21 protein-coding genes are annotated in these 23,206 nt (G+C 67.3%); 10 read left to right on the forward strand and 11 right to left on the reverse strand.

The genetic code is table 11. The features are described from left to right. The first annotated feature begins 21 nt into the window (after positions 1-21). The 4 genes from hpnC (at position 22) to ACYQ2U_RS09585 (ending at position 3,559) form a co-directional block, all read left to right on the forward strand. Positions 22-846, forward strand: a complete 825-nt coding sequence (gene hpnC / locus ACYQ2U_RS09570; RefSeq protein ID WP_459950135.1) for a squalene synthase HpnC — start codon at positions 22-24, stop codon at positions 844-846. Continuing rightward, the gene (hpnD, locus tag ACYQ2U_RS09575; protein WP_459950136.1) at positions 843-1,697 is read left to right on the forward strand and encodes a presqualene diphosphate synthase HpnD; all 855 of its coding nucleotides are present in this window, start codon (positions 843-845) and stop codon (positions 1,695-1,697) included. The genes hpnC and hpnD overlap by 4 nt, the downstream gene beginning before the upstream one ends. Further along, a complete protein-coding gene (hpnE, locus tag ACYQ2U_RS09580) occupies positions 1,682-3,001 on the forward strand; it encodes a hydroxysqualene dehydroxylase HpnE (protein ID WP_459950137.1) in 1,320 nt (439 codons plus the stop codon). Before hpnD ends, hpnE begins: the two co-directional genes overlap by 16 nt. A 132-nt stretch (positions 3,002-3,133) precedes the next feature. Continuing rightward, positions 3,134-3,559 (forward strand): glycine zipper 2TM domain-containing protein, encoded by a 426-nt coding sequence (locus tag ACYQ2U_RS09585; RefSeq protein WP_459950138.1) that lies wholly within the window; start codon positions 3,134-3,136, stop codon positions 3,557-3,559. A 15-nt stretch (positions 3,560-3,574) separates the two neighbouring features. On the opposite strand, the gene ACYQ2U_RS09590 is transcribed toward ACYQ2U_RS09585, so the two are convergent. Continuing rightward, a complete protein-coding gene (locus ACYQ2U_RS09590; protein ID WP_459950139.1) occupies positions 3,575-4,258 on the reverse strand; it encodes an ABC transporter ATP-binding protein in 684 nt (227 codons plus the stop codon). Between ACYQ2U_RS09590 and ACYQ2U_RS09595 the strand changes: the two genes are divergently transcribed. Then, positions 4,257-4,856 (forward strand): arylesterase, encoded by a 600-nt coding sequence (locus ACYQ2U_RS09595; RefSeq protein WP_459950140.1) that lies wholly within the window; start codon positions 4,257-4,259, stop codon positions 4,854-4,856. The genes ACYQ2U_RS09590 and ACYQ2U_RS09595 overlap by 2 nt on opposite strands. On the opposite strand, the gene ACYQ2U_RS09600 is transcribed toward ACYQ2U_RS09595, so the two are convergent. The 4 genes from ACYQ2U_RS09600 to ACYQ2U_RS09615 all read right to left on the reverse strand — a co-directional run bounded on the left by ACYQ2U_RS09600 (position 4,840) and on the right by ACYQ2U_RS09615 (position 7,980). Then, positions 4,840-5,733 carry a hypothetical protein gene (locus tag ACYQ2U_RS09600; protein WP_459950141.1) on the reverse strand — a complete coding sequence of 298 codons (894 nt, stop codon included), beginning with the start codon at positions 5,731-5,733 and terminating at the stop codon, positions 4,840-4,842. The genes ACYQ2U_RS09595 and ACYQ2U_RS09600 overlap by 17 nt on opposite strands. A 10-nt stretch (positions 5,734-5,743) precedes the next feature. Next, positions 5,744-6,316 carry a LemA family protein gene (locus tag ACYQ2U_RS09605; RefSeq protein WP_459950142.1) on the reverse strand — a complete coding sequence of 191 codons (573 nt, stop codon included), beginning with the start codon at positions 6,314-6,316 and terminating at the stop codon, positions 5,744-5,746. A 72-nt stretch (positions 6,317-6,388) separates the two neighbouring features. Further along, positions 6,389-7,438: a zinc-dependent alcohol dehydrogenase family protein gene (locus ACYQ2U_RS09610; RefSeq protein ID WP_459950143.1), complete on the reverse strand. Its 1,050-nt coding sequence runs from the start codon at positions 7,436-7,438 to the stop codon at positions 6,389-6,391. Then, positions 7,435-7,980, reverse strand: a complete 546-nt coding sequence (locus ACYQ2U_RS09615) for a class I SAM-dependent methyltransferase (RefSeq protein WP_459950144.1) — start codon at positions 7,978-7,980, stop codon at positions 7,435-7,437. Before ACYQ2U_RS09615 ends, ACYQ2U_RS09610 begins: the two co-directional genes overlap by 4 nt. Positions 7,981-8,153: 173 nt before the next feature. Here ACYQ2U_RS09615 and ACYQ2U_RS09620 point away from each other — a divergent pair, with 173 nt between their 5' ends. The 3 genes from ACYQ2U_RS09620 to ACYQ2U_RS09630 all read left to right on the forward strand — a co-directional run bounded on the left by ACYQ2U_RS09620 (position 8,154) and on the right by ACYQ2U_RS09630 (position 15,461). Next, positions 8,154-10,859: a bifunctional acetate--CoA ligase family protein/GNAT family N-acetyltransferase gene (locus ACYQ2U_RS09620; RefSeq protein WP_459950145.1), complete on the forward strand. Its 2,706-nt coding sequence runs from the start codon at positions 8,154-8,156 to the stop codon at positions 10,857-10,859. Positions 10,860-11,108: 249 nt separating this feature from the next. Next, positions 11,109-14,438 carry an EAL domain-containing protein gene (locus ACYQ2U_RS09625; RefSeq protein ID WP_459950146.1) on the forward strand — a complete coding sequence of 1,110 codons (3,330 nt, stop codon included), beginning with the start codon at positions 11,109-11,111 and terminating at the stop codon, positions 14,436-14,438. A gap of 84 nt (positions 14,439-14,522) precedes the next feature. Continuing rightward, on the forward strand, positions 14,523-15,461 hold the full coding sequence (locus ACYQ2U_RS09630; protein ID WP_459950147.1) for a nucleoside recognition domain-containing protein: 939 nt from the start codon (positions 14,523-14,525) through the stop codon (positions 15,459-15,461). 11 nt (positions 15,462-15,472) lie between these two features. On the opposite strand, the gene ACYQ2U_RS09635 is transcribed toward ACYQ2U_RS09630, so the two are convergent. After that, complete coding sequence (locus ACYQ2U_RS09635) at positions 15,473-16,138, reverse strand: energy-coupling factor ABC transporter permease (RefSeq protein ID WP_459950148.1); 666 nt, start codon at positions 16,136-16,138, stop codon at positions 15,473-15,475. A 97-nt stretch (positions 16,139-16,235) separates the two neighbouring features. Between ACYQ2U_RS09635 and ACYQ2U_RS09640 the strand changes: the two genes are divergently transcribed. Beyond that, positions 16,236-17,180 carry an MBL fold metallo-hydrolase gene (locus tag ACYQ2U_RS09640; RefSeq protein WP_459950149.1) on the forward strand — a complete coding sequence of 315 codons (945 nt, stop codon included), beginning with the start codon at positions 16,236-16,238 and terminating at the stop codon, positions 17,178-17,180. 172 nt (positions 17,181-17,352) lie between these two features. Next, the gene (locus ACYQ2U_RS09645) at positions 17,353-18,234 is read left to right on the forward strand and encodes an HDOD domain-containing protein (protein WP_459950150.1); all 882 of its coding nucleotides are present in this window, start codon (positions 17,353-17,355) and stop codon (positions 18,232-18,234) included. 13 nt (positions 18,235-18,247) lie between these two features. On the opposite strand, the gene ACYQ2U_RS09650 is transcribed toward ACYQ2U_RS09645, so the two are convergent. From ACYQ2U_RS09650 to ppx, 5 genes are read right to left on the reverse strand one after another with little or no spacing between them, the layout of a single operon-like run. Continuing rightward, positions 18,248-18,883 (reverse strand): ABC-type transport auxiliary lipoprotein family protein, encoded by a 636-nt coding sequence (locus tag ACYQ2U_RS09650; RefSeq protein WP_459950151.1) that lies wholly within the window; start codon positions 18,881-18,883, stop codon positions 18,248-18,250. After that, a complete protein-coding gene (locus tag ACYQ2U_RS09655; protein WP_459950152.1) occupies positions 18,880-19,755 on the reverse strand; it encodes an MlaD family protein in 876 nt (291 codons plus the stop codon). Before ACYQ2U_RS09655 ends, ACYQ2U_RS09650 begins: the two co-directional genes overlap by 4 nt. A 1-nt stretch (position 19,756) precedes the next feature. Further along, entirely contained in the window at positions 19,757-20,548 is a 792-nt protein-coding gene (locus ACYQ2U_RS09660) for an ABC transporter ATP-binding protein (protein WP_459950153.1), read from the reverse strand. Next, positions 20,545-21,687: an MlaE family ABC transporter permease gene (locus tag ACYQ2U_RS09665; protein WP_459950154.1), complete on the reverse strand. Its 1,143-nt coding sequence runs from the start codon at positions 21,685-21,687 to the stop codon at positions 20,545-20,547. Before ACYQ2U_RS09665 ends, ACYQ2U_RS09660 begins: the two co-directional genes overlap by 4 nt. Next, positions 21,684-23,183 (reverse strand): exopolyphosphatase, encoded by a 1,500-nt coding sequence (gene ppx, locus ACYQ2U_RS09670; RefSeq protein ID WP_459950155.1) that lies wholly within the window; start codon positions 23,181-23,183, stop codon positions 21,684-21,686. The genes ACYQ2U_RS09665 and ppx overlap by 4 nt, the downstream gene beginning before the upstream one ends. Positions 23,184-23,206: the final 23 nt, after the last annotated feature.

Consider the following 23,206-nt stretch of genomic DNA (forward strand, 5'->3'; position numbering starts at 1 on the left):
AACGGTTATCCTTCGCGCCCCATGAGTGTCGAACACTACGAAAACTTCCCCGTCGCCTCGATCCTGCTGCCTGCGGCCCTGCGCGAGCCCGTGGCGGCCATCTACGGCTTTGCCCGCACGGCGGACGACTTTTCCGACGAAGGCGCGCTGCCGGCCGAGCAACGGATTGCCCTGCTGCGCGGCTACCAGGAGGAGCTGGACCGCATCGAGCGGGACGTGCCCAGCGACAACCCCATCTTCCAACGCCTGGCACCGGTGATCCGGCGATATGGGCTGCCGCTGCAACTTTTCCGCGACCTGCTCGACGCCTTCATCCAGGACGTGGACAAAGACCGCTACGCCGACTACGTAGAACTACTGAACTACTGCCGCCGCTCCGCCAACCCCGTAGGCCGGCTGATGTTGCACCTGTTCGACGCGGCGACGGAAGACAATCTCGCCCAATCGGACGCCGTGTGCACCGCCCTGCAATTGATCAATCACTGGCAGGACCTGGCCATCGACCTGGACAAAAACCGGGATGGCCGCATTTACTTGCCCCAGGACGAACTGGCCCGCTTCGGCGTGGACATCGCCCAACTGCGCGCGGGCCGTTGCGACGAGCGCTTTCGCGCCCTGATGAAATTCCAGGTGGACCGGGCCCGGGCCCTCATGCTCAGCGGCGCCCCCTTGGGGCGGCGGCTGCCGGGCCGGATTGGACTGGAAATCCGCGCCATCGTCGCCGGCGGCCTGCGCATTCTCGATAAAATCGAGAAGGTGGAGTACGACGTCTTCCGTCGCCGCCCCACCCTCCAGGCCCTCGACTGGCCGCTGATCCTGTTCAACGCCCTGTTCACCGCCCCATGACCGACAATACCCAGGCCGGTACCGCCGACGATTACTGCCAGCAAAAGGCGGCAGCCAGCGGCTCCAGCTTTTACTACAGCTTTTTGTTCCTGCCGCCGGAACGGCGCCAGGCCATCATGGCCCTCTACGCCTTTTGCCGGGAAGTGGATGACGTGGTGGACGAATGCAGCGACCCCACCCTGGCCCGGGCCAAGCTGGCCTGGTGGCGCACCGAGATCGCCGGGCTGTTTGCGGGCAAAGCCAGCCACCCCGTCACCCAGGCCCTGGGCACCGCCATTCAGCGCTTTGCCATCGACCAGGAGCTGTTGATGGAAATCATCGACGGCATGGAAATGGACCTGGACGTCGCCCGCTACGCCACCTTCAAGGAGTTGCACCTCTATTGCTACCGGGTGGCCAGCGTGGTGGGCCTGCTGGCGGCCGAGATTTTCGGCTACCAGGACCGCCAGACCCTCAAGTACGCCCATGACCTGGGCCTCGCCTTCCAGCTCACCAACATCATCCGCGACGTGGGCGAGGACGCCCGCCGCGGCCGCATCTACCTGCCGGTGGCGGAGTTGCAGCAGTTCAACGTTCCCGCCGCCGACCTGATGGAAGCCCGCTATAGCGACAACTTCCGCGCCCTGATGGCCTTTCAGGTCCAGCGCGCCCAGGAGTATTACGACAAGGCCCTGGCCCAACTCCCCGCCGGCGACCGGAAAAGCCAGAAGGCGGGCCTGATCATGGCCGCCATCTATCGCACCACGTTGGATGAAATCGTCCGCGACGGCTACCGGGTGCTCGACCAACGCCTGTCCCTGACGCCGGTGCGCAAGCTGTGGATCGCCACCAGGACGTGGCTCAAACACTGAACGCAGCCCCCGTCGCCATCGTTGGCGGCGGCTATGCCGGTTTTGCCGCCGGTGTCGAACTGGCGGCGGCCGGCGTCCCCGTCCATCTCTACGAAGCCTCCCGAACCCTGGGCGGCCGGGCCCGGCGGGCGGACGTCAAAACCGCCGACCTCGACAACGGCCAACACATCCTGGTGGGCGCCTATCGGGAAACCCTGCGCCTCATGGCCCTGGTCGGCGCCGACCCCGAGCATTGCCTACGGCGCCTCGACCTCCATCTCGAATACCCGGGCGCCCTGCGCATCCACGCCCCCGACTGGCCCGCCCCTCTCCATCTGGCCGCCGCCCTGCTCGGCGCCAAGGGCTTGAACTGGCGGGAGAAATGGGCGGCGATCCGCTTCATGCAGACCTTGAAGGCCCAGGGCTTCCGCCTGGCCGAGGACACCACCGTCACCACCCTGCTGGACCAGGCGCGGCAACCGGCCAAGCTGCGCCGCTACCTGTGGGAGCCCCTCTGTCTCGCCACCCTCAACACGCCGGCCAGCGCGGCGTCCGCGCAGGTGTTCGCCCATGTGCTGCGGGACACCCTGGGCGCCGACAAAGCCGCCTCACAGCTGCTGCTACCCCGGACCGACCTCTCGACGCTATTCCCCGAGCCGGCCGCCCGCCACATCGAAGCCCGGGGCGGACGGGTGCTGCGCGGCCACCGTGTCGCCCGCCTGAGCCGCAACGGCACTGGCTGGCGACTGGACGACATTGCCGTGGATTACCGCCAGATCATCCTCGCCACCGCCCCCCACCACCTGTCCGTCTTGCTGGCGCCATTGCAACAGCAGACCCCGGCCCTGGACGAGCTGCTGAAGGGCCTTGGCGGCCTGCGCTACGAGCCCATCGCCACGGTCTATTCCCAGTATCCGGCCCACGTTGCCCTGCCCCAGCCCATGATCGGCGGCTTCGCCGAAGGGGACGGCCTGTGCCAATGGCTGTTCGACCGGGGGCAACTGCTCGGCCCCCCCGGTCTCCTGGCCGCCGTCATCAGCGCCAGCGGCCCCCAGGATGCCCTGACACCGGCACAGTTGGCCGCCGCGATCCACGCCGAAACCGCCCGCCTGCTGCCGGGCCTGCCACCGCCCCTGTGGCAACAGGCCATCACCGAAAAACGCGCCACCTTTGCCTGTGTGCCCAAGCTGCCCCGCCTCGGCGCCGTCACGCCCCTGCCCGGCCTGTTCCTCGCCGGCGACCACGTCGCCAGCGACTATCCGGCCACCCTGGAAGGGGCGGTCCGCAGCGGCATTGCCGCCGCACGACTGATCCTGGGCCAGTAAGCCCGCCGGACCAGAGGGCCGACCACGTCGGTACCTCACAATTTTTTACACAGCCCACGTCTTCTCCAGCGGGGGTCCGGACGTTATTCGCTCCAGGCCATCACCTCGCCAGGCCTGCCAAAGGAGACAACCATGAAAAAGATCTGGATACCCCTCTTGCTCGCTGCCGCCGCCTTCAGCGGCAGCGCCCTCGCCCACCCCGAATGGGACGACGGTTATCGTCCCTACGTCCGTCATCATCACCGGGAAGTGGTGCGCTACGAGACTTATTACAACCCGCCGGTGGTGGTTTACTCCGCTCCGCCCGTCCTGGTCCGGGAACGGATCGAATACCGGGAACGGCCGGTGTATTACGCCCAACCCTATCCGCAACCGACCGGCTATTACGCCCCGCCGCCCCGTTCTGACGGCAACCGCTTCATCGGCCAAGCCATGGGTGCCATCGCCGGCGGCGTCATCGGCAGCAACATCGGCCAGGGCAACGGCCGCATTGCCGCCACCGCCATCGGCGCCGCCCTGGGCAGCGTCGTCGGCGGCGACCTGAGCGGCTATCGCTGATCCCGCCGGGGCCGGCTAGACCAGCCGGCCCGCCGCCAGGCGTATCGACCGGCGGCAGCGCCCGGCCAGGGCCTCGTCGTGGGTGACCAGGACCAGGGTGGTGCCCTCTTCCGCGTTCATGCGGAACATCAGATCGATGATGTCGGCGCCCGTCGCGGCGTCGAGATTGCCGGTGGGTTCGTCGGCCAGCAGCAGCCGGGGCTTGGGCGCGAAGGCCCGGGCCAGGGCCACCCGCTGCTGCTCGCCGCCGGACAAATGCTTGGGATAGTGGTGCAACCGATGACCCAGCCCCACCCGTTCCAGTAGCGCCACGGCGGCCTCCCTGGCCTGGGAGCGGCCCGCCAATTCCAGGGGCAACATGACGTTCTCCAGGGCGGTCAAAGCCGGTAGCAGTTGGAAGGACTGGAAAACGAAACCCAGCACCTGGCCGCGCACGGCGGCCCGGGCATCCTCGTCCAGGGCGGAGAAGGCCGCGCCGTCCAGCCGCACCTCGCCCCGGCTCGGCACGTCCAGGCCGGCCATCAGCCCGAGCAGGGTGGATTTGCCCGAGCCCGAGGCACCGACGATGGCCACCGACTCGCCGGGAGCCACGCTGAAGGAAATGTCGTGCAGAATCGTGAGCCGGCCCTCGCCGCTGGGCACGTCCTTGCCCAGGTCCGTCACGGCCAACACCGTTTCCACTTCTCGCTTGCGATCCATGTTCAAAACCCTGTCCTTGCTTGCATTGTTGTTGCTGTCCGGCCTGTCCCAGGCCGCCACCCTGCTGGTTTTCGGCGACAGCCTGTCGGCCGGCTACGGCATTCCCCGCGAACAAAGCTGGCCGGTACTGCTCGACCAGCGCCTGCAACGGGAGGGACGGCCCTATACCGTGGTGAACGCCAGCATCAGCGGCGAAACCACCGCCGGTGGCCGGGCCCGACTGGCGGCGGCGCTGAAACAGCATCGCCCCGCCGTGTTGATCCTGGAACTGGGCGCCAACGACGGCCTGCGCGGCTTGTCCCTCGACGCCATGGCGGACAACCTGACGGCCATGGCCCGCATGGGCCGCGCCGCCGGCGCCAAGGTGCTGCTGGTGGGCATGCGCCTGCCGCCCAATTACGGACCCGATTATGTCAGCCGTTTCGAGGCAACGTTCCCGACCCTGGCAAAAAAGGAGAAAACCGCCCTGCTGCCTTTCCTGCTGGAACCCGTGGCGCGGGAGCCCGAGTCCTTCCAGGCGGACGGCATGCACCCGGTGGCGGCTGCCCAGCCGCGCCTGCTGGACCACCTCTGGCCGGTGCTCAAGCCCCTGCTTTGATGCGGATCAGGGCATAAAGGGCAGCGCCGAACATCAGCAACTGGAACAGCGCCCAGCGCCGATAGCGCCCCAGGAGCTGGGACTCGGCCAGGGTCGAGATCAGGTAGAGACGGCCGTCGGCCGGGGCCGCCATGCCGTGACTATCGGGAGTGGCGCGTAGCTCGCGATGGTTGCGTTCCACCTCGCGCCGGGCCTGGGCGCGGACCAGTTCCCACTCGTCCAGGCCCAACTCACCGTCGCCGTCCAGGTCGTAGCGGCGCAACAGGGCCGGCATGTCGTTCTTCCATTCCGCCAGCAGGTGCTTGACGTCCTCCGCCGCGTCCAGGTCCAGGGTAGCGCCGCTCCAGGTGCGGAACTCGCCCAGCACCGTGACCGTCTCGCCGGGCAGAATCAGCCACTGGCGATAGCGGTGGTCGCCCTCCTGCCAACGGTCGGCCTGGGCAGTGAGGATTTCCGCGCCGGCGGGGTCCACCAGACAGAGCCCGCTGCCGTCGTCCACCAGGAAGGAAGCGTCGGACTCGCCGCCGGATTCGTTCACCCACTTGTCGTCCTGGCGCCGCTCCACCTCGTAGCGATACCAGAGACAAGGCTGGCTGCGTAGCGGCGAGAACAGCGGCGTGCCGGCCAGGGCCACGCCGCGGCCGCGCAATTCGGCGTAGCCCTGGGCGGCAGAGGCGATCCGCGCGGTGGGCGTATCGGCCACCGCCCGCAACCGGCGCAGCAGGGAGACCCAGGCCAACAGGCTCAGGGCAGCGATCAACAGGGCGCAGGCACGCCAGCCCTGGGGCGTGTCGAGCTGGACACCCAGCATCACCAACAGCAACTGACCGCCGGACATGATCCACTGGCCGTAGCCCCGGCGCAGGCGGGCGAGCATGGGGAGACGCTCAGCCGAACAGCGACTTCACGTCCACGTCGGCCTTTTCCGCGGCGGAAAACTCCAGCAGGGGATGACTGCCGAAACGGAACAAGCCGGCCACCAGGGCATCGGGGAATTGCTCCACCCGCACGTTGTTGATGTTCACCGCCTCGTTGTAGAACTCGCGGCGGTCGGCGATGGCGTCCTCCAACTGGCTGATGCGCCCCTGCAACTGCATGAAGCTCTCGTTGGCGCGCAGTTCCGGATAGGCCTCGGCCACCGCGAAAATCCGGTCCAGACCGCCGCGCAGGGCGCCTTCCGCCCGGCCCAGGGCTGCCACATCCTGGCTCTCCCGGGCGCTTTGCACCCGGTTGCGGGCCTCGATCACTTGTTGCAGGGTGGCCTGCTCGAACTGCTTGTATTGCTTGCACACCTCCACCAGCTTGGGCAGCTCGTCGTGGCGCTGCTTGAGCAGCACGTCGATATTGGCCCAGGCCTTGGCCACGCCATGCTTCAAGGCCACCAGGCGGTTGTAGGTGAACAACCCGTAGATCAGCAGCAACAGCAGCAGGGCGGGAAAAATCAGCGCAGCCGGATTCATGGCGACTCCCTTCAAGGACAAGGCCGGGACATTACCCGAAAACGCCCGCAACGCCTGTGGCTTAGTTCCCCCTCAACCAGCCATTGTCAGCACCGCGGCCCCTTGCAGGGCGCCGCTGCGCAAGCGTGCCAGGGCGGTGTTGGCCTCGATCAGGGGAAAGGGCGTGACCTCGGTGTGCAACGGAAAGGTCGCCGCCAGGGCGAGGAATTCCTCTCCGTCGCGGCGGGTCAGGTTGGCCACGGAACGGATCATGCGCTCACCCCACAACTGGGCGTAGGGAAAGGAAGGAATGTCGCTCATGTGGATGCCGGCGCAAACCACGCAGCCGCCCTTTTCCAGCAAGCCCAGGGCATGGGGCACCAGGTTGCCGGCGGGGGCAAAGATCAACGCCGCCGCCAGTTGCCCCGGCGGGGTTGCGTCGGTGCCCCCGGCCCAGGCCGCGCCCAACTGGCGGGCGAAGGCCTGGCTGTCGACGTCGCCGGGACGGGTGAAGGCATAGAAAGGGCGCCCCCGCTGCTTCAACACCTGGGCGACGATGTGGGCGGCCGCGCCGAAGCCGTACAAGCCCAGGGGCAGCGTTGTTCCTGCGCTTTCCTCGGCCAGGCGCAGGGCCCGGTAGCCGATCAGGCCGGCGCAGAGCAAAGGGGCCAGGCTCGCCGCCGACGGCCCCTCGGGCAAGGGAAAACAGTAACGGGCGTCGGCCACCGTGTATTCGGCGTAGCCGCCGTGCAGTTGATAGCCGGTAAAACGGGCGGCATCGCACAGGTTTTCCCGGCCCGACCGGCAGAACGCACATTGGCCGCAGGTCCAGCCCAGCCAGGGCACACCCACCCGTTGGCCGATGACGAAACCCGTCACCCCGGCGCCGAGGGCGCTGACGCGGCCGACGATTTCATGGCCGGGCACGATGGGCAGGCGGGGATCGGGCAATTCGCCGTCCACCAGGTGCAGGTCGGTGCGACAGATGCCGCAGGCCTCCACCCGGATCAGCAGCGTGCCGGGCGCGGCCTGGGGCACGGGCAGACGCTCGGCGACCAGGGGCTGACCGATCTGGCGCAGCACCATGGCGGCCATAGTGGCATCCGGCGCCACCCCACCCGGATGGACGGCGGCCCCGTTCAATCGAGCCGCCCCTGGCCGCCGCGCATGGCGCACAGCCGCTGGATCACGGCCGGCTTCGGCTGCTCCACCCGCCCCTGCTCGAAGGCCACGACGTTGAGACGGCCCTTGAAGGCCTCCAGCAACTCGCCCCGGCGCAACAAAAACGCCGGATTCTCCGGCTTGCCCAGCTGCTCGTTGCCCACCATGAAAGTCTCATAGAGCAACACGCCGTTTTCGCCCAACAGGGCCTGCAACTGGGGCAACAAAGGTCGGTACAGGTAGTTGGTCACCACCACGGCGTCGAAAACCTGGCTCAGGTAGGGCCAACCGCCCCCTTCCAGATCCACCTGGCGCGGGGTGATGCCGGCAATACCGGCCAGGGAGGCCAGGGCTTCCTCGTCCCAGTCCACCGCCTCCACCTGGTGGCCGCGACCGGCCAGATAGCGAGCATGACGGCCGCGGCCGCAGGCCAGGTCGAGGACCCGGCCACCGGCGGGAATCAGCGGCGCGAAGCGCACGATCCAGGGGGAAGGGGAAAGGGCGAAGGGGGAATTCATCGACATGGCATCCGTAAATCACGCTGTAACGGGAACGGTGGCAAAACCTGCCAGGATTATGGGGCTTAATCCGTCCTTGAACGGAAATCCGGCTTGATATCCCTCAACCGCGCCGGGCCGAGGGAAGAGATAATGCGGACGGATTTCGTGACCGGCCACAACAATAAGGTAGAACCACCATGCATAGCGAACAGCACTACCTCACTGCCCTTTTCGAGCCCCGTTCCGTCGCCATCATCGGCGCTTCCGAAAAAGCCGACTCCATTGGCGCCACCCTCGCCCGCAACATGCTGGACGGCGACTTCAAGGGCAAGGTGTTCTGCGTCAATCCGCGCCACAAGACCCTGTTCGGCCAGCCCTGTTTCGCCACCATCGACAAGGTGCCGCAGAAAGTGGACGTGGCCGCCATCTGCACCCGTGCGGTTCATGTGCCGGACATCGTGGAAAGCTGCGGCAAGGCCGGGGTCAAGGCGGTGGTGGTGATCAGTGCCGGCTTCGCCGAAATCGGCCCGGTGGGTGCCGACCTGGAACGCCGCACCCTGGAGATCGCCCGCCGCTACAAGGTGCGCCTGCTGGGCCCCAATTGCCTGGGGGTGATGCGTCCCTTCAGCGGCCTCAACCTGACCTTCGCCAAGGGCAACGCCATCCCCGGCAGCATCGGCCTGGTGTCCCAGTCCGGCGCCCTGTGCACCGCCATCCTCGACTGGGCGCTGCCCAACCACGTGGGCTTTTCCACGGTCATTTCCCTCGGCACCGAAAGCGACGTGGACTTCGGCGAGGCCCTGGACTTCCTGGTGTCGGACCACCGCACCGAGCACATCTTTTTGTACATCGAGGGTATCCGCAAATCCCGTCGCTTCATGAGCGCCCTGCGGGCTGCCGCCCGGGTCAAGCCGGTGTTCCTGATCAAGGTGGGCAAGAACCCCGCCGGCGGCAAGGCGGCCTTTTCCCATACCGGCGCCATCGCCGGTTTCGACGACGTATTCGACGCCGCCCTGCGCCGGTCCGGCGTGGTGCGGCTGCACACCGTAGCCCAGATGTACGCCACGGCCACGGCCCTGTTCCTGCACTTCCATCCCCACGGCAACCGCCTCGCCATCATCACCAACGGCGGCGGCCCCGGCGCCATGGCAGCGGACCGGGCCGACGACATCGGCGTCGGCCTGGCGGAGCTGTCCGACGCCACCCTGGCCAAGCTGGACGCCGAACTGCCCTTCAACTGGTCCCACGATAACCCGGTGGACATCATTGGCGACGCCGGCCCCAGCCGTTACAAGGCCGCCGTGGAGGCCTGCCTGGCCGACCCGGGCGTGGACGGCGCGATGGTCATCCTCACGCCCCAGGCCATGTCCGACCCAACCCAGGCGGCGCGGGTCGTGGCCGACGTGGCCCGCCAGTCGAAAAAACCACTGCTGGCCTGTTGGATGGGCGAAGAGCAGGTGCGGGAAGCGCGCCACCTGTTCCAGAACGCCGGCATTCCCACCTTCAACACCCCGGAGCCGGCGGTGGACATGTTCTCCAACATTTCCAGCTACTACCGCAACCAGCAGCTGCTGATGCAAGTGCCCGGCGCCACCACGGCCGACCATGTGGAACCGCAATGGCCCAGCGCCCGGCTGGTGATCGAAACCGCCCTGATGGAGGGCCGCACCCACCTTAACGAAATGGAATCCAAGGCCCTGCTGGCGGCCTTCCACATTCCCATCGCCCAGGCGGTGATCGCCCGCTCCTCCACCGAGGCCATGCTCCTCGCCGAGGAATTGGGCTTGCCGGTGGCCATGAAGGTGGTCTCGCCGGAAATCGAGAACAAGACCGACGTCGGCGGCGTGCGCCTCAACCTGCACTCCCTCAGCGCCGTGCGCCTGGCCTACGAACAGATCCTGGAAGAGGTCAAGGACCACAGCCCCAACGTCCTGATCCAGGGCGTCAGCATCGAGCCCATGGTGCAAAAGCCCCGGGGCCGCGAGTTGCGGGTGGGCATCATCCACGACCCCATCTTCGGCCCGGCCATCACCCTCGCCCTGGGCGGCTCGGTGATCGAACAGCGCAGCGAACGGGTGGTGGCCCTGCCGCCCCTCAACAGCTTCCTGGTCACCGACATGCTGCGCTCGGAAAAGCTGCGCCGTCGCCTCAACGAGTTCCGCAACCTGCCGCCGGTGAACGAAGCCGCCCTGGAAAGCATCCTGCTGCGCATTTCGGAAATGGTCTGCGAACTGCCCTGGATCCAGGAACTGGACATCAACCCCCTGATCGTGGACGACCAGGGCGCGGTGGCGGTGGACGCCCGCATCACCATCGCCCCCCTGCCGCGCCGCGCCGGTCCTTACGACCACATGGCGATCCACCCCTATCCGTCCTATCTCCAGGAGGATTTCGTCGCCAAGGATGGCCGCCAGGTGCATATCCGCCCGATCCAGCCGGAGGATGCCCACCTGTCCCAGTACTTCGTCCAGCACCTGTCCCAGGAATCCCGTTATTTCCGCTTCATGAACACCATCCGCGAGCTCTCGCCGGTGCAGTTGGTGCGACTGACCCAGATCGACTACGACCGGGAAATGGCCCTGATCGCCCTCAGCGAGGTGGAAGGGGAGCAACAGGAAGTGGGCGTGGTGCGCTACGCCAGCAACCCGGACGGGGAATCCTGCGAATTCGCCATCGTCGTGGCCGACGGCTGGCAGGGCACGGGCCTGGCCAAGAAGCTGATGCTACGCATCATCGACACCGCACGGCAGCAAGGCTTCCGCTACATGACCGGCGACTTCCTGACCGAGAACGCCCGCATGTTGCGCTTTGTCGCCGACCTCGGCTTCAAGCTCCAGCCCCACCCGGACGACCCGGGGCTGCGCCACGGCGTGCTGACCCTGAACGAAACGCCGGCCGCCTGACGCATCCCCCTCGGCCCCGGATAGGGAGGTCTGCACCGAATGCCCGGGGCCGAGGGGAAAAACAATAAAGGCGGCATTTCCCGCCTCTTCGTCAAAACCGGCGACGGCGGGGACCATTACCCTAAGCCCGTTATCCTTCCCCGCCGGGTTCCCATGCCGCTCGCCGTCAGCCACGCCCCCCGTCATTGGACCATCGCCGCGGACCGCCCCGCCGCCACCGCTGGTCGACGCCCGGGAGCACGCTAGGCCATGACGCCCACCCTTTCCCGCCTGAGCGCAATCGCCCTGGCCTATGCCGTGGTCGGCTGGGCCTCCCTGCTGCTGGCGGTGCCACCGGGCTACACGGCCCCCATCTTCCTGCCCGCCGGCATCGCCCTGGCCGCCCTGATGACCTTCGGTCGCGGCTACTGGCCGGCGGTGTTCGTCGGCTCCCTGCTGATGCAACTGGGCGCCGGGCTGAACGCCCACCTCACCGGCGCGGCCTGGCTCAGCGTCCTGGTGATTCCCATTGGCGCCACCTTGCAAGCCCTGGCGGGCCGCTGGTTGAGCGAGCGCCTGATCGGCCTGCCCACCCCCCTGGATCGCCAGGAAAGCATCGTCCGCTTCCTTTTCGTCGTCGCCCCCGTCGGCTGCCTGATTTCCGCCGGCATCGCCGCCCCGACCCTGACCCTGCTCGGCATCGTCCCGCTCAAGGATGCCCTCTACAACGGCTGGAACTGGTGGATCGGGGACACCCTGGGCATCCTCGTCGCCGTGCCCCTGTTCCTGGTGTTTTTCGGCCGTCCGGCGGAGGACTGGCATCCCCGCCGGCGCACCGTGGCCCTGCCCCTGCTGGTGGCCTGCGCCCTCACCACGGTGGTCTACCTGCTCATGTCGAGCTGGGATCAAAGCCGCATCGAGGCCCACTTCCTGCGGGAAGCGGACCACAAGGCCGGCCTGGTCAAGACGCGGCTCGAAGCCCAGCTGGACATGATGCTGGCCATCGAGCGCTGGCTGGACATCGGTCCCGACCCCAGCGGCACCAGCTTCCGCGGCTATACCAGCGCCTGGCTCAACCGCTATCCGGGCACCCAGAACTTCGGCTGGTCGCCCCTGGTGTCCCACAAGCAACGCAACGCCTTCGAACAAAGCGTGCGGCGCCAGGAACACCCCGACTTCCTGATCCAGGACCGGGACCGCAAAGGCAACCTGAGTCCGGCGGCGGATGCCCCGTACTACCTGCCGCTGACCCTGCTCGAACCCCTGGACACCAACTGGCGTGCCCTCGGCCTCAACATCCTGGCCCTGCCCAGCACCGCCACCACCGTGCGTCGGACCTGGCAATCCGGCCAGCCGGAGGCCAGCGAACCCTTCCTCCTGGTCCAGGGGCGCCAGGGGGAATTGGCCGTGGCGATCTACCAGGCCCTCTACAGCGACCGGGAAAAAACCAACGACGAGGGGCTGCATCCCCTGCGCGGCATCCTCTCCGGCGTGTTCCGCCCCGAACAGATCATCGCCACCACCCTCGGCGACAAGCCCTTGCCAGGCCTGGAACTGTGCCTGGTGGACCGCAACGGCGCCGCGGACAAGCGCCAGCTCTACGGCCCCCGCGGCTGCGACCAGGACGGCTGGCTCAACGTGCCCCTGCACAAGACCACCCTGATCAACTTTGCCGGGCGCCAATGGGAAATCCGCCAGCGCGGCACCGCGGACTACGCGGCCCAACAGCGCAGTCTCGCGGTGGAAGCCACCATTACCGTCGGCCTCGCCTCCATCGGCCTGCTCGGCGCCTTCCTCCTGGTGTCCAGCGGCAGCAGCCGACGCATCAGCCGGCTAGTGGAAGAACGCACCCTGCAACTGACCCGGGCCACGCAAAAACTGGAAGAACAGCAAAACGCCCTCAAGGACGCCCAGCACATCGCCCGCCTCGGCAGCTGGGAATGGGCGCCGGGCGAGGCCCTGCTGCGTTGTTCGGACGAAATGCACCAACTGCTCGGCGGCGCCCTGCCCAAGCTGGCCCTGCGCGACTTCCCCAATCTGTTCCTGGAGGCCGACCAGGAAGCGGTCAACGACGCCATCGTCGCCGCCCTGAAGAGTCCCGACAACCGCATCCTGGACGCCAAGCCCAAGTTCCCGGCGGCCGGCATCGAGGTGCTGCACCTCCAGATCGAAAGCCTCTGGCAGGACGACAAGCTACTGCGCCTGCGCGGCACGCTACAGGACGTCACCGCCCTGCGCACGGCGGAAGCCAACGCCCACTACCTGGGCCACTACGACATCCTGACCGGCCTGCCCAACCGCAGCCACTGGTTGAGCCGGGCCCGCACCGCTCTTTCCGCCGCCCAGCGCCATGGCGAAAAACTGGCGGTGCTGTTCCTCGATCTGGACCGTTTCAAGCACATCAACGATTCCCTCGGCCACCCCATCGGTGACCGCCTGCTGGCCACCGTCAGCCAGCGTCTGAGCACCTGCCTGCGGGACGAAGACCTGCTCGCCCGTCTCGGCGGCGACGAGTTCGTGGTGCTGCTGGAGCGGGTGGAGAACGCCGAGGACGCCGGCGCCGTGGCCCGCAAGATGCTGAACGTGCTGGCCGAACCGGTGAAGGTGGACGAGCATGAACTGACCCTCACCTTCAGCATCGGCATCGCCCTCTATCCCCAGGACGGGCAGAACATCGACACCCTGCTGCTCCAGGCCGACGTGGCCATGTACGGGGCCAAGGCCAAGGGACGCAACAACTACCAGTTCTTCGTGCCGGACATGACCGCCCGCGCCTCGGAACGGCTGACCCTGGAAGCCGCCCTGCGCCGCGCCCTGGAGCGGGGCGAATTCATCCTCCACTTCCAGCCCCAGATCGAGCCCCGCAGCGGCCACGTCAGCGGCGCCGAGGCCCTGATCCGTTGGCAACACCCGGAAAAGGGCCTGCTGCTGCCCAGCAGCTTCATCACCGTGGCCGAGGACACCGGCATGATCATGCCCATCGGCGAATGGGTGCTACAGGAAACCTGCAAGCAACAGCAGCGCTGGCTCAAGGCCGGCCTGCCGCCGGTGCGCCTGGCGGTGAACATCTCCGGCCTGCAATTCCTCAAGACCGACTTCGTGGACCTGGTGCAACGGGCCCTCGCCGCCAGCGGCGCCGACCCCCGCCTGCTGGAACTGGAACTGACCGAAAGCACCCTGCTCGAGCCCGACGAGGCCCTGATCAACCGCCTGATCGAACTGCGCCACATGGGCTTCACCCTGGCCCTGGACGATTTCGGCACCGGCTATTCCTCCCTCAGCTACCTGAAGCGTCTGCCCATCACCCGGCTCAAGGTGGACCGTTCCTTCATCCGCGACCTGCCCGGCGACCAGGAAGACACCGCCATCGCCGTGGCCACCCTGTCCATGGCCCGCGACCTGGGCCTGGACGTGGTGGCGGAGGGCGTGGAAACCCAGGACCAGATGGAGTTCCTGCTCGAACGGGGATGCAGCAACATGCAGGGTTTCTACTTCTCCAAACCGCTGCCCGTGGCGGAGTTCGAGCAATTCCTGCGGCTCCACGGCGGCCTGGAAACCTGGCTCGGCGGCCACGACCTGGCGGCCTTCCCCGACGTATAACAACGCCGCCGCCCTTGCGGCAGGGCCGTTGCCCAGCCGCACATGGCCTATGATGGCGAATAAAAAAACGACGCTTCCCCCGACATGGACATCCTGATCGACATCATCCTGCGCGCCGGCCGCTCGGCCATCGAGCTTTCCCTGTTCGTCCTGCTGCCCATCATGGTGGTCATGCTGGCCCTGATGCGGCTGTTGGAAGCCCGTGGCATCCTCGACTGGCTGGTGGCCCGCCTGGCACCGATACTGCACCCCATTGGCCTCACCGGCCTGGGTGTGTTCGCCGCCCTGCAAATCAACTTCGTCAGCTTCGCCGCCCCGGTGGCCACCCTGACCATGATGGAACAGCGCGGCACCTCCAATCGCCACCTGGCCGCCACCCTGGCCATGGTCATGGCCATGTCCCAGGCCAACGCCCTTTTCCCCATGGGAGCCATGGGCCTGCACATGGGCCGCGTGCTGCTGTTCTCCCTGGTCGGCGGACTGGCGGCGGCGGCCATCACCTACTACCTGCTCGGGCGCCAGCTCTCATCGGAAGAACACCTGGCCGACGAAACCCTGCGCCATCCCCTGGCCGACAGCCCCAAGGGCGTGCTGGACGTGATCAACCGGGCCGGCGCCGAGGCCTTCAAGATCGCCATCGGCGCCATTCCCATGCTGGTGCTGTCCCTGGTGGTGGTCACCGCCCTGCGCCAGGCCGGCGCCATCGACGCCCTGACCCGGCTGCTGACGCCGCTGCTGGCGGCCTTGTCGGTCGATCCGGCCCTGGTGCTGCCGGCCTTCAGCAAATACCTGGCGGGGGGCACGGCCATGATGGGCGTGGTGGGGGAAATGCTCAAGGAAGGGCATTTTTCCGCCAGCCTGCTCAACGCCAGCGCCGGCTTCCTGATCAACCCGCTGGACGTGCCGGGCATCGCGGTGCTGATTTCCGCCGGTGCCCGGGTGGCCACCGTTTGGCGTCCCGCCGCCCTGGGGGCCGCGGCCGGCATCGCCCTACGCTGTCTGTGCCACCTTTACTTCGGCTGAGGCGGGGGCGCTTATTTTTTCCAGAGGTAATGGCGGTCGTCGAAACTGCCCACCCAGTGCGGCAGGTACACCACCATCACGGTGATCACCGCCCCGCTGAGCCAGGCCTCGGCGAAGCCCAGCAACAGGAAATAGGGCAGATAGTCGTTCAGCAGCTTGTCCAGGGAGTAAATACCCGCCCCCCACAGCAGCAAGGTCGACAAGCCGCCGGTGGCCACCACCGTCAGCGCCGCGCCGAAAAAGGCGGCGACGAAGACGTAGACGAAAAAATTGGCCGGCAGGTAGCGATCCGTCGCCCGCCGCAGGAATTCGCTCACCAACACCGGAAAAACGATGGTCACCAGGCCGGCCAGGCCGACATGCTGCCAACTGCCGCCGCTGTTGAAGGTTACCGCCGCCAGCACCAAGGCCAGGGCCAGCATGGCCAGACTGCGGCCGAACATCAGGGTCAGCACCGTGGCGCCCAGCAAATGCAGATTAAGCCCCGGCTGCATGCCGGCCTTCATGCTCCACACCAAACACAGGGTCACCACGCTGCCGAGCCAGGCATTGAACTGCGCCGAATCCGCCAACCGCCGCCAGGGCGCCAGCCAGACCGCCGCCACCAGGGCGGCCAGGAACAGGCTATTGCCGAGCAGGGTCCAGGGGGAGGAGAAAAGCTGGTCGGGAAAGTTCATGGTTAAAATGAAACAGGTCCGGATGGAAAACGGAACAAAATCACCGTTCCCTTATTCTGCACCCGATCCCCGCAAAATAACTGACAAGACCCGCCCCATGACCCCCGTCCTCACCTCCTACGGCAACGGCATCCACGCCATCGACGCCGACTACTACGCCCCCCGCATCGCCGCCATCCACCTGATCGAAGAGGATGGCCGGGTCGCCCTGGTGGACACCGCCCACAACGACGCCGTGCCCCGCGTCCTGGCGCAGATGGCCGAACTCGGGCTGCGGGCCGAGAACGTGGACTACGTGATTCTCACCCACGTCCACCTGGACCACGCCGGGGCCGCCGGGGCCTTCATGCAGCGCTTCCCCAACGCGCAACTGGTCGTCCATCCCCGTGGCGCCCGCCACATGGTGGATCCCTCCAAGCTGGAAGCGGCGGTGCACGAGGTGTACGGCAAGGAGGAGGCCCTGCGCATCTACGGCCGGCTGGTCCCCACCCCGGCGGACCGGGTCATCGAGGCCCAGCACGGCCTGTCCCTGAAACTGGGCGGACGTACCCTGGACTTCTATGACACGCCGGGACATGCCAAGCACCACGTCGCCATCCGCGATGGCAAGACCGGCCACGTCTTCACCGGCGACACCTTCGGCATTTCCTATCGGCACCTGGACCGGGACGGCCGCCAGTTCATCTTCCCCACCAGTTCCCCCTCCCAGTTCGACGCCGAGGCCCTGCACCAAACCGTCACCATGATCGCCGAACTCAAGCCGGAAGCCCTTTACCTCACCCATTTCGCCCAGGTCACCGACGTACCCCGGCTGGCGGCGGACATGCACCGCCTGATCGACGCCTACGCCGACATCGCCCGCCGCGAGCGCGACAGCGGCCCGGACCGCCAGGCGCGGATCAAACAGGGCTTGCAGGCCCTCTACCAGGAGGAGGCCGCCCGCCAGCAGTGGGGGCTGCAAGGGCAAGCCCTCATGGAATTGATGGGACTGGACACCGAACTCAACGCCCAAGGCCTCGATCTCTGGGTGGAAACCCAGTAAGGCTGTCAAACACGGATGGCGAGCCACCGAGAATTTATCCACAGCAACAACACCCTTGTTTCGCCGTGATAGCATCGCCGGATAATTTTTCTGGGGCCGCCGGACAGCAGCGCCCGCAGTGTGGTTGCCACCGGCGACCCTGTCTCGTTTCAGCAATGACAGGGGATTTGCCATGCAAAGAGAAACCGTGCGCACCGAGATCGCCGCCGACACCGCCGCCGATATCCTGAAAAGCGTCTCCATCCCGCCCTGCCCCACCGTGGCGGCGGCGTTGATGGAGGAAGCCCGCCGCGAAGAGGTGGACTTCATGCGCATCAACCGCCTCATCAGCGGCGACGTGAGCCTGGCGGCGGCCATGATGAAAACCGCCAACTCCCCCTTCTTTGCCCTGCAAAAGAAAGCCAGCACGGTCCAACAGGCGGTTTCCGTCCTCGGCCTGAAGAACATCATCAACATCGTCACCGGTCTTTGCCTGCAACAGGCCCTGTCACCCAAGGGCATCAGCATGGACCGCTTCTGGGACCGCTCCAACTACCACGCCGCCGCCTCTTCCCGCATCGTCCGCCAGCGTCGGCTGGGTGTCAGCATGGATGACGCCTACGCCTTCGGCCTGTTCCACGACTGCGGCATCCCCATCCTGATGCAGCGTTTCCCCGATTACAAGGACACCCTGGCCCTGGCCAACAGTTCCGACCGTTCCATGCTGGCCTTGGAAAACGAAATCCACGGCACCGACCATGCCGCCGTGGGCGCCATGCTGGCCCGCAACTGGCAATTGCCGCCGACCGTGGTGGAAGCCATCCGCACCCACCACGACCTGGAAGCCCTGCATCCGGGCCAGGAGGAAAAAGCCTCCCCGGTGCAAAACCTCGCCGCCGTTTCCCTCTTGGCGGACCACTACATCGCCGGTTTCCTCGGCGTGGCCGACGAAGCCGAATGGAACCGCTACGGCGAACTGGCGACGGATTTCCTCAACCTGGAAGAGGACGACGTGGCCAACCTCTACGAGGACGTCTGCGAGGATCTGGTGGAAATCCACAAGACCCGGGGCTGAGGCCCACCAGGGTCTATCGGACCGACGCCCCCATCCCCTGCGCTGCCGCACCTCCGCGGCAGCGTGCATTGACGCCCTGCGGCCCGGCACCCAGGCGCGCCGACCATTCGGCCAGACCTTGGGCCAATTGCCGCTCCAGCACCACGGCCGCCTCGACGCCCTGACGGGCATTGCCACCGGCGGGCTGCTCCAGGTTGAACCCGCGATGTTCCAACACATCGCCCTTCGCGCCCAACAGGCTGGCGCGCAAGGCCAGTTGCAGGCGGCTGCCGCCCTGGGCATCGAAATGCTGTATCCACTCGTCCAGCTCCAGGCGCAGGCGGCAGCCCTGGCCGCCGTCCGCTGCCAACTGGCGGCGCAAGGCCGCCGCCAGCAGTTCCGCCGGTGGCGCGGCCCAACGGCTTTCGCTAAAGATCTGGCGCCGGGCCGGCTGGTCCGCCTGGCGATATTGCATGGCACGGCCGTCGAGCCAGCTCGGTGCCGCCACATCCACCGCCGCCAAGCCGGTGTTTGCCACGGGCTCGACGCTGCCCAGGTCATACACCGCCGGATTGCTGCGCGGTGCGCTGCCGGCACAGGCGGCCAGGAGCAGCACAACGGACAGGGCGGCAACGGTTTTGTTGGCCACGGTTTTCTTCGCTGGGATCACTTGCTACCTCCTTCCCCGGGTCCCGGCGGCGGCGGGTTGCGGCCGAACAGCAGGGCTTGGGGCGACTCTTCCACTTCCTCCAGCACCCGGTTGAGCTGGCGGGAGTTCTGTTCCAATTCCCCCAGCAGGCGATTGAGCCGGGGCACGGTGGTGGCGCCGGCCTCGCGGCCGATCTGGTCGAAACGCTGGCTCAGTTGGTTGAGGGAAACCACTAGCTGGCGCAGTTCCGCCGTCAGGGGCGCCGCCTCGCCGGCGGTTTTTTCCAGGTGGCCCAGCAGGGCCTGGGCCCGACGCACCGTGTCGGCGTTGAGGATCTGCCGTACCGAGGCCAGGATGGCCGGCATTTCCTTGAGGCCCTCGCTGGCTTCGGCCACGTTGTCCAGAGTGCGCTTGATCCGCGCCACGCCCTGCTCGTCGAACACCGCCGCCACCCGCCGCGCCGCCTCGGCCACGGCATCCATGGTGGACGCCTTGAGCAGGATGCGCGGCGGCTCGCCGTTGCGCCCCGCCAGGGGGGTGGGATCGCTACCGTCGTCGTCCAGCATCACGTAGGCCAGGCCGGTCAGGCCCTGGGCCTGGAGTTGGGCCTGGGTGGCGCGGGTGATGGGAATGTCGTCGTCGATGCGGATCAGGATCAGGATGTTGCGCGGGTCCTGGGGATCGAGGCTGACGTCGGCCACTTTGCCGGCGCGGATGCCCCGGTAGCGCACCTGGGCCTGGGGGTTGAGCCCGCTCACCGCGCTGCGGCTGACGATCAAGTAGTCGCGGGTTTCCTCGCCGCGACCGCTCAGCCACCAGGCCGCCAAGGCCACGGCCAGGCCCAGTAGCAAGACGAAAAAGCCCGCCATCAAGGCGTGGGCGCGGTTCTCCATGTCAAAACACTCCGTCGGACGCGGTCACGATGCCGCGTCGGCGTTCACTGTGGAAAAAATTGCGGATGAAGGGATGGTCCATCGCCGCCACCTCGTCGATGTCCCCCAAGGCCACGATATGTTGCTCCGCCAGCACGGCCACCTTGCTTTCCAGGGCGGTGAGGGTCTCCAGGTCGTGGGTCACCAGCAACACCGTCAGCCCAAGCTCCTTGTCCAGTTGCCGCAACAGGCGCACGAAACGGTCCGCCCGGTCCGGGTCGAGGCCGGCGGTGGGCTCGTCGAGCAGCAGCAATTCCGGCTCCAGGGCCAGGGCCCGGGCCAGGGCGACGCGCTTGACCATGCCGCCGGACAATTCGGCCGGCATCAGCCGGGCATGGCGCGGCAGCAACTCCACCATGGCCAGCTTGAGCATGACCAGATCGTGGATCAGCGCCTCGTCGAGACACTTCAATTCCCGCAGGGGAAAGGCGATGTTGTCGAACACGTTGAAGGCGGAAAACAACGCCCCCTGCTGGAACAACACGCCAAAGCGCTGGCGCAGGGCCCGTTCCCTTTCCTGGCCGCCGCCGAACAAAGGCTCGCCGAACAGGCGGATGTCACCGGCGGCGGGCCGCATCAGGCCGATCACCTGGCGCAGCAAGGTGGTCTTGCCGCTGCCGGAACCACCCACCAAGGCCACCACCTCGCCCCGGGCCACCGTCAGGTTCAGATGGCGATGCACCCAGGCATCGCCGAAGCGGGTGGACAGATCGCGAATGGCGATCACCGGCTCCCCGGCGGCCACCGTCGTCATAGCTTGGGCACCCCGATACCTCGGGTGGCGATGGCGATCACCGCGTCGAGCAGAATGACCAGGGTAATCGCGGTCACCACCGAGGCCGTGGTGTTGGCCGACAGGCTTTCCGTGTTGGGCCGCACCCGGAGGCCGAAGTAGCAGGCCACCAGGGCCACCGCGATGCCGAAGACGAGGCCCTTGACCTGGGCGATCCAGAGGTTTTGCAGGGGCACCACCCGGGGCAGGATCTGGAGGAAGAAGCTCTGGCTCATGTCCAGTTGGGCCCAGGCCGACAGCATGCCGCCGGCAATGGCCAGGGCGCTGGTCCATAGCACCAGCAAGGGCGTCGCCAGGGCCAGGGCGATCACTTTGGGGAACACCAGGCGCAGGCTGCGGGAAACCCCCAGGGCGGCCAGGGCGTCGATTTCCTCGGTGACCCGCATCACCCCCAATTGGGCGGTCATGGCCGAACCGGAGCGGCCCGCCACCAGCACGGCGGTAAGCACCGGCCCCAACTCGCGGACGATGCCCATGCCGAGGATATTGATGATGAACACATCGGCGCCGAACTGGCGCAATTGCAGGGCCGACAGATAGGACAGCACCACGCCGATGAGGAAGCCCACCAGGGCAGTCACCGGCATGGCCCGCACGCCGCTCTTGTAGAGGTGGGCCGAGACCTCCCGCCAGGGCATGTCGGCGGGATGGCGCAGGACGTGGAGCAGGTCCAGGCCCAACTGCCCGAGCAGGGCCACGCCGTCGGCCAGCAATCCGCGCAGGGCCAGCAGGGGCCGGCCCAGGGCGGCGATGCGGTCAAGGCCACCGGTCCGGGGCGGCGGCGGCAAGGGTTCGTGGGGAACGGCGGCAACGCGGGCGAGGATGCGCTCGTGCTCGGGACGCAAGATCAGGCGGGCCGGGCGACGGCGGCCCCAGGCGTGCCACAACCGCAGGGCACCGGCGCTGTCCAGGGTGTCGATATCGCTACCGTCCCAGGCGGCGGGTGGCGCCGTTGCCAAGGCCAGCAGGGCCTGTTCCAGGCGCGGACCGCCGTTGCGCAGGCCGACCAGGGTCCAGGGGCCACTCAGGCGGACGCTGCCCTCCCCCGGCGGCGGGCCGTCGCTGACGACAAGCCTGGCCTGGGGGCGGACCCGTTTCATGGACGGCGTTTTTCCTGCACCCGCAGGGTCATGCCCAAGGCCGCCCACTGCTCCTTCTCGTCACCCAGGGCGGCGGCGGTCAGGGGCGCTTCCTCCAGCCAGGCGCTGTCGAACACCAGGCGGTAGCCGTTGCCGCTGACACCGACACGCACCTCGGGAAAGGCGCTGTCGCGTCGGGCCCGGTGCAGCACGGCGGCGGTACGCAGGCAGAAAATCAGCATCCACTCCCGGGCGTCGTCGATCACCTCCAGCAGGCGTTCCAGCTTACCCCGGTGGGCCAGCACCAGATGGGACAGGCGTTTCTGGTCGCGCTTGGAAAAGCCCGGCATGTCGGCGTTGGCCAGGATGTAGGCGCTGTGCTTGTGGTAGCTGGCATGGGCCACGGAGATGCCGACCTCATGCAGGCGGGCCGCCCAGGCCAGGTACTGGGCGTCGGGGTGATCGGCGGCGGCACAGTCGGGATCGAGCTGGCACAACAGGGTATGGGCGGTCTGGCCGACCCGGGCCGCCTGGCGGCGGTCCACCTCGTAGCGGTTCATGAACTGGCTGACGGTGGCCTCGCGCAGGTCGTCGTGGTGGTAGCGGCCGAGCAGATCGTAGAGCACTCCCAGGCGCAGGGCGCCGTCGGAGAACACCATGCGCGTCAGGCCGAATTCCTCGAACACGGCGGACATGATGGCGACGCCGCCAGGCATCACGGGGATGCGATCAGGCCGCAGGCCATCCAGGTTCAGCTTATCCACGGTGCCGGCCTTGGCCATCAGATCTCTCAGCCGGGCCAGGCCCTCCCGGGTGATGCCGGTGGCGCCGCCGGGATTGAGGCCGTTCAATTCCAGCAGGTCGGTGATGGCCTTGGCCGTGCCGGAGGACCCCACCGCCTCTTCCCAACCGGTTTCCCGGTAGGGCTGGCCGATGGTGGCCAGCTCGGTGCGTGCCGCCGTCATGGCCTCCTTGAGGCGCGCCTTGTCGATGCGGCCGCCGGGGAAAAAGCGCAGGCTGAAGCTGACGCAGCCCATGTAGAGGGATTCCAGACGCAGGGGCTGGATGCTGCGACCGATGATGAATTCCGTGGAACCGCCGCCGATGTCCACCACCAGTTGCTGGGTGCGGGGATTAGGCAGGGTGTGGGCCACCCCCAGATAGATCAGCCGGGCCTCTTCCCGCCCGGCAATGACTTCGATGGGAAAGCCCAGGGCGGCCTCGGCGGCCGCCAGGAATTCGGCGGCGTTCTTCGCCACCCGCAGGGTATTGGTGGCCACCGCCCGCACCGCGCCGGGATCGAACCCCCGCAAACGCTCGCCGAAGCGGGACAGGGCGGCCAGACCGCGCAGCTGGGAGGCACCATCCAGGGTCTTGTCGGCCTTGAGGCCGGCGGCGAGCCGTACCGACTCCTTGAGCCCGTCCAGGGGGTAAATTTGGTTGCCCACCACCCGTCCCACTTGGAGACGGAAACTATTGGACCCCAGGTCCACCGCGGCGATGAGTTCGTAAGCCATAAAAGCGTGTCATGGAGGGATGG

This window comes from Denitratisoma sp. agr-D3 (assembly GCF_054658675.1).

What these genes read in the sequence shown, in the direction of transcription:
- hpnC (WP_459950135.1), top strand. Translation starts at nt 22, where the DNA reads ATGAGTGTCGAACACTACGAAAACTTCCCCGTCGCCTCGATCCTGCTG.
- hpnD (WP_459950136.1), top strand. Translation starts at nt 843, where the DNA reads ATGACCGACAATACCCAGGCCGGTACCGCCGACGATTACTGCCAGCAA.
- ACYQ2U_RS09585 (WP_459950138.1), top strand. Translation starts at nt 3,134, where the DNA reads ATGAAAAAGATCTGGATACCCCTCTTGCTCGCTGCCGCCGCCTTCAGC.
- ACYQ2U_RS09595 (WP_459950140.1), top strand. Translation starts at nt 4,257, where the DNA reads ATGTTCAAAACCCTGTCCTTGCTTGCATTGTTGTTGCTGTCCGGCCTG.
- ACYQ2U_RS09590 (WP_459950139.1), bottom strand. Translation starts at nt 4,258, where the DNA reads ATGGATCGCAAGCGAGAAGTGGAAACGGTGTTGGCCGTGACGGACCTG.
- ACYQ2U_RS09600 (WP_459950141.1), bottom strand. Translation starts at nt 5,733, where the DNA reads ATGCTCGCCCGCCTGCGCCGGGGCTACGGCCAGTGGATCATGTCCGGC.
- ACYQ2U_RS09605 (WP_459950142.1), bottom strand. Translation starts at nt 6,316, where the DNA reads ATGAATCCGGCTGCGCTGATTTTTCCCGCCCTGCTGCTGTTGCTGCTG.
- ACYQ2U_RS09615 (WP_459950144.1), bottom strand. Translation starts at nt 7,980, where the DNA reads ATGTCGATGAATTCCCCCTTCGCCCTTTCCCCTTCCCCCTGGATCGTG.
- ACYQ2U_RS09620 (WP_459950145.1), top strand. Translation starts at nt 8,154, where the DNA reads ATGCATAGCGAACAGCACTACCTCACTGCCCTTTTCGAGCCCCGTTCC.
- ACYQ2U_RS09625 (WP_459950146.1), top strand. Translation starts at nt 11,109, where the DNA reads ATGACGCCCACCCTTTCCCGCCTGAGCGCAATCGCCCTGGCCTATGCC.
- ACYQ2U_RS09630 (WP_459950147.1), top strand. Translation starts at nt 14,523, where the DNA reads ATGGACATCCTGATCGACATCATCCTGCGCGCCGGCCGCTCGGCCATC.
- ACYQ2U_RS09635 (WP_459950148.1), bottom strand. Translation starts at nt 16,138, where the DNA reads ATGAACTTTCCCGACCAGCTTTTCTCCTCCCCCTGGACCCTGCTCGGC.
- ACYQ2U_RS09640 (WP_459950149.1), top strand. Translation starts at nt 16,236, where the DNA reads ATGACCCCCGTCCTCACCTCCTACGGCAACGGCATCCACGCCATCGAC.
- ACYQ2U_RS09645 (WP_459950150.1), top strand. Translation starts at nt 17,353, where the DNA reads ATGCAAAGAGAAACCGTGCGCACCGAGATCGCCGCCGACACCGCCGCC.
- ACYQ2U_RS09655 (WP_459950152.1), bottom strand. Translation starts at nt 19,755, where the DNA reads ATGGAGAACCGCGCCCACGCCTTGATGGCGGGCTTTTTCGTCTTGCTA.
- ACYQ2U_RS09660 (WP_459950153.1), bottom strand. Translation starts at nt 20,548, where the DNA reads ATGACGACGGTGGCCGCCGGGGAGCCGGTGATCGCCATTCGCGATCTG.
- ACYQ2U_RS09665 (WP_459950154.1), bottom strand. Translation starts at nt 21,687, where the DNA reads ATGAAACGGGTCCGCCCCCAGGCCAGGCTTGTCGTCAGCGACGGCCCG.
- ppx (WP_459950155.1), bottom strand. Translation starts at nt 23,183, where the DNA reads ATGGCTTACGAACTCATCGCCGCGGTGGACCTGGGGTCCAATAGTTTC.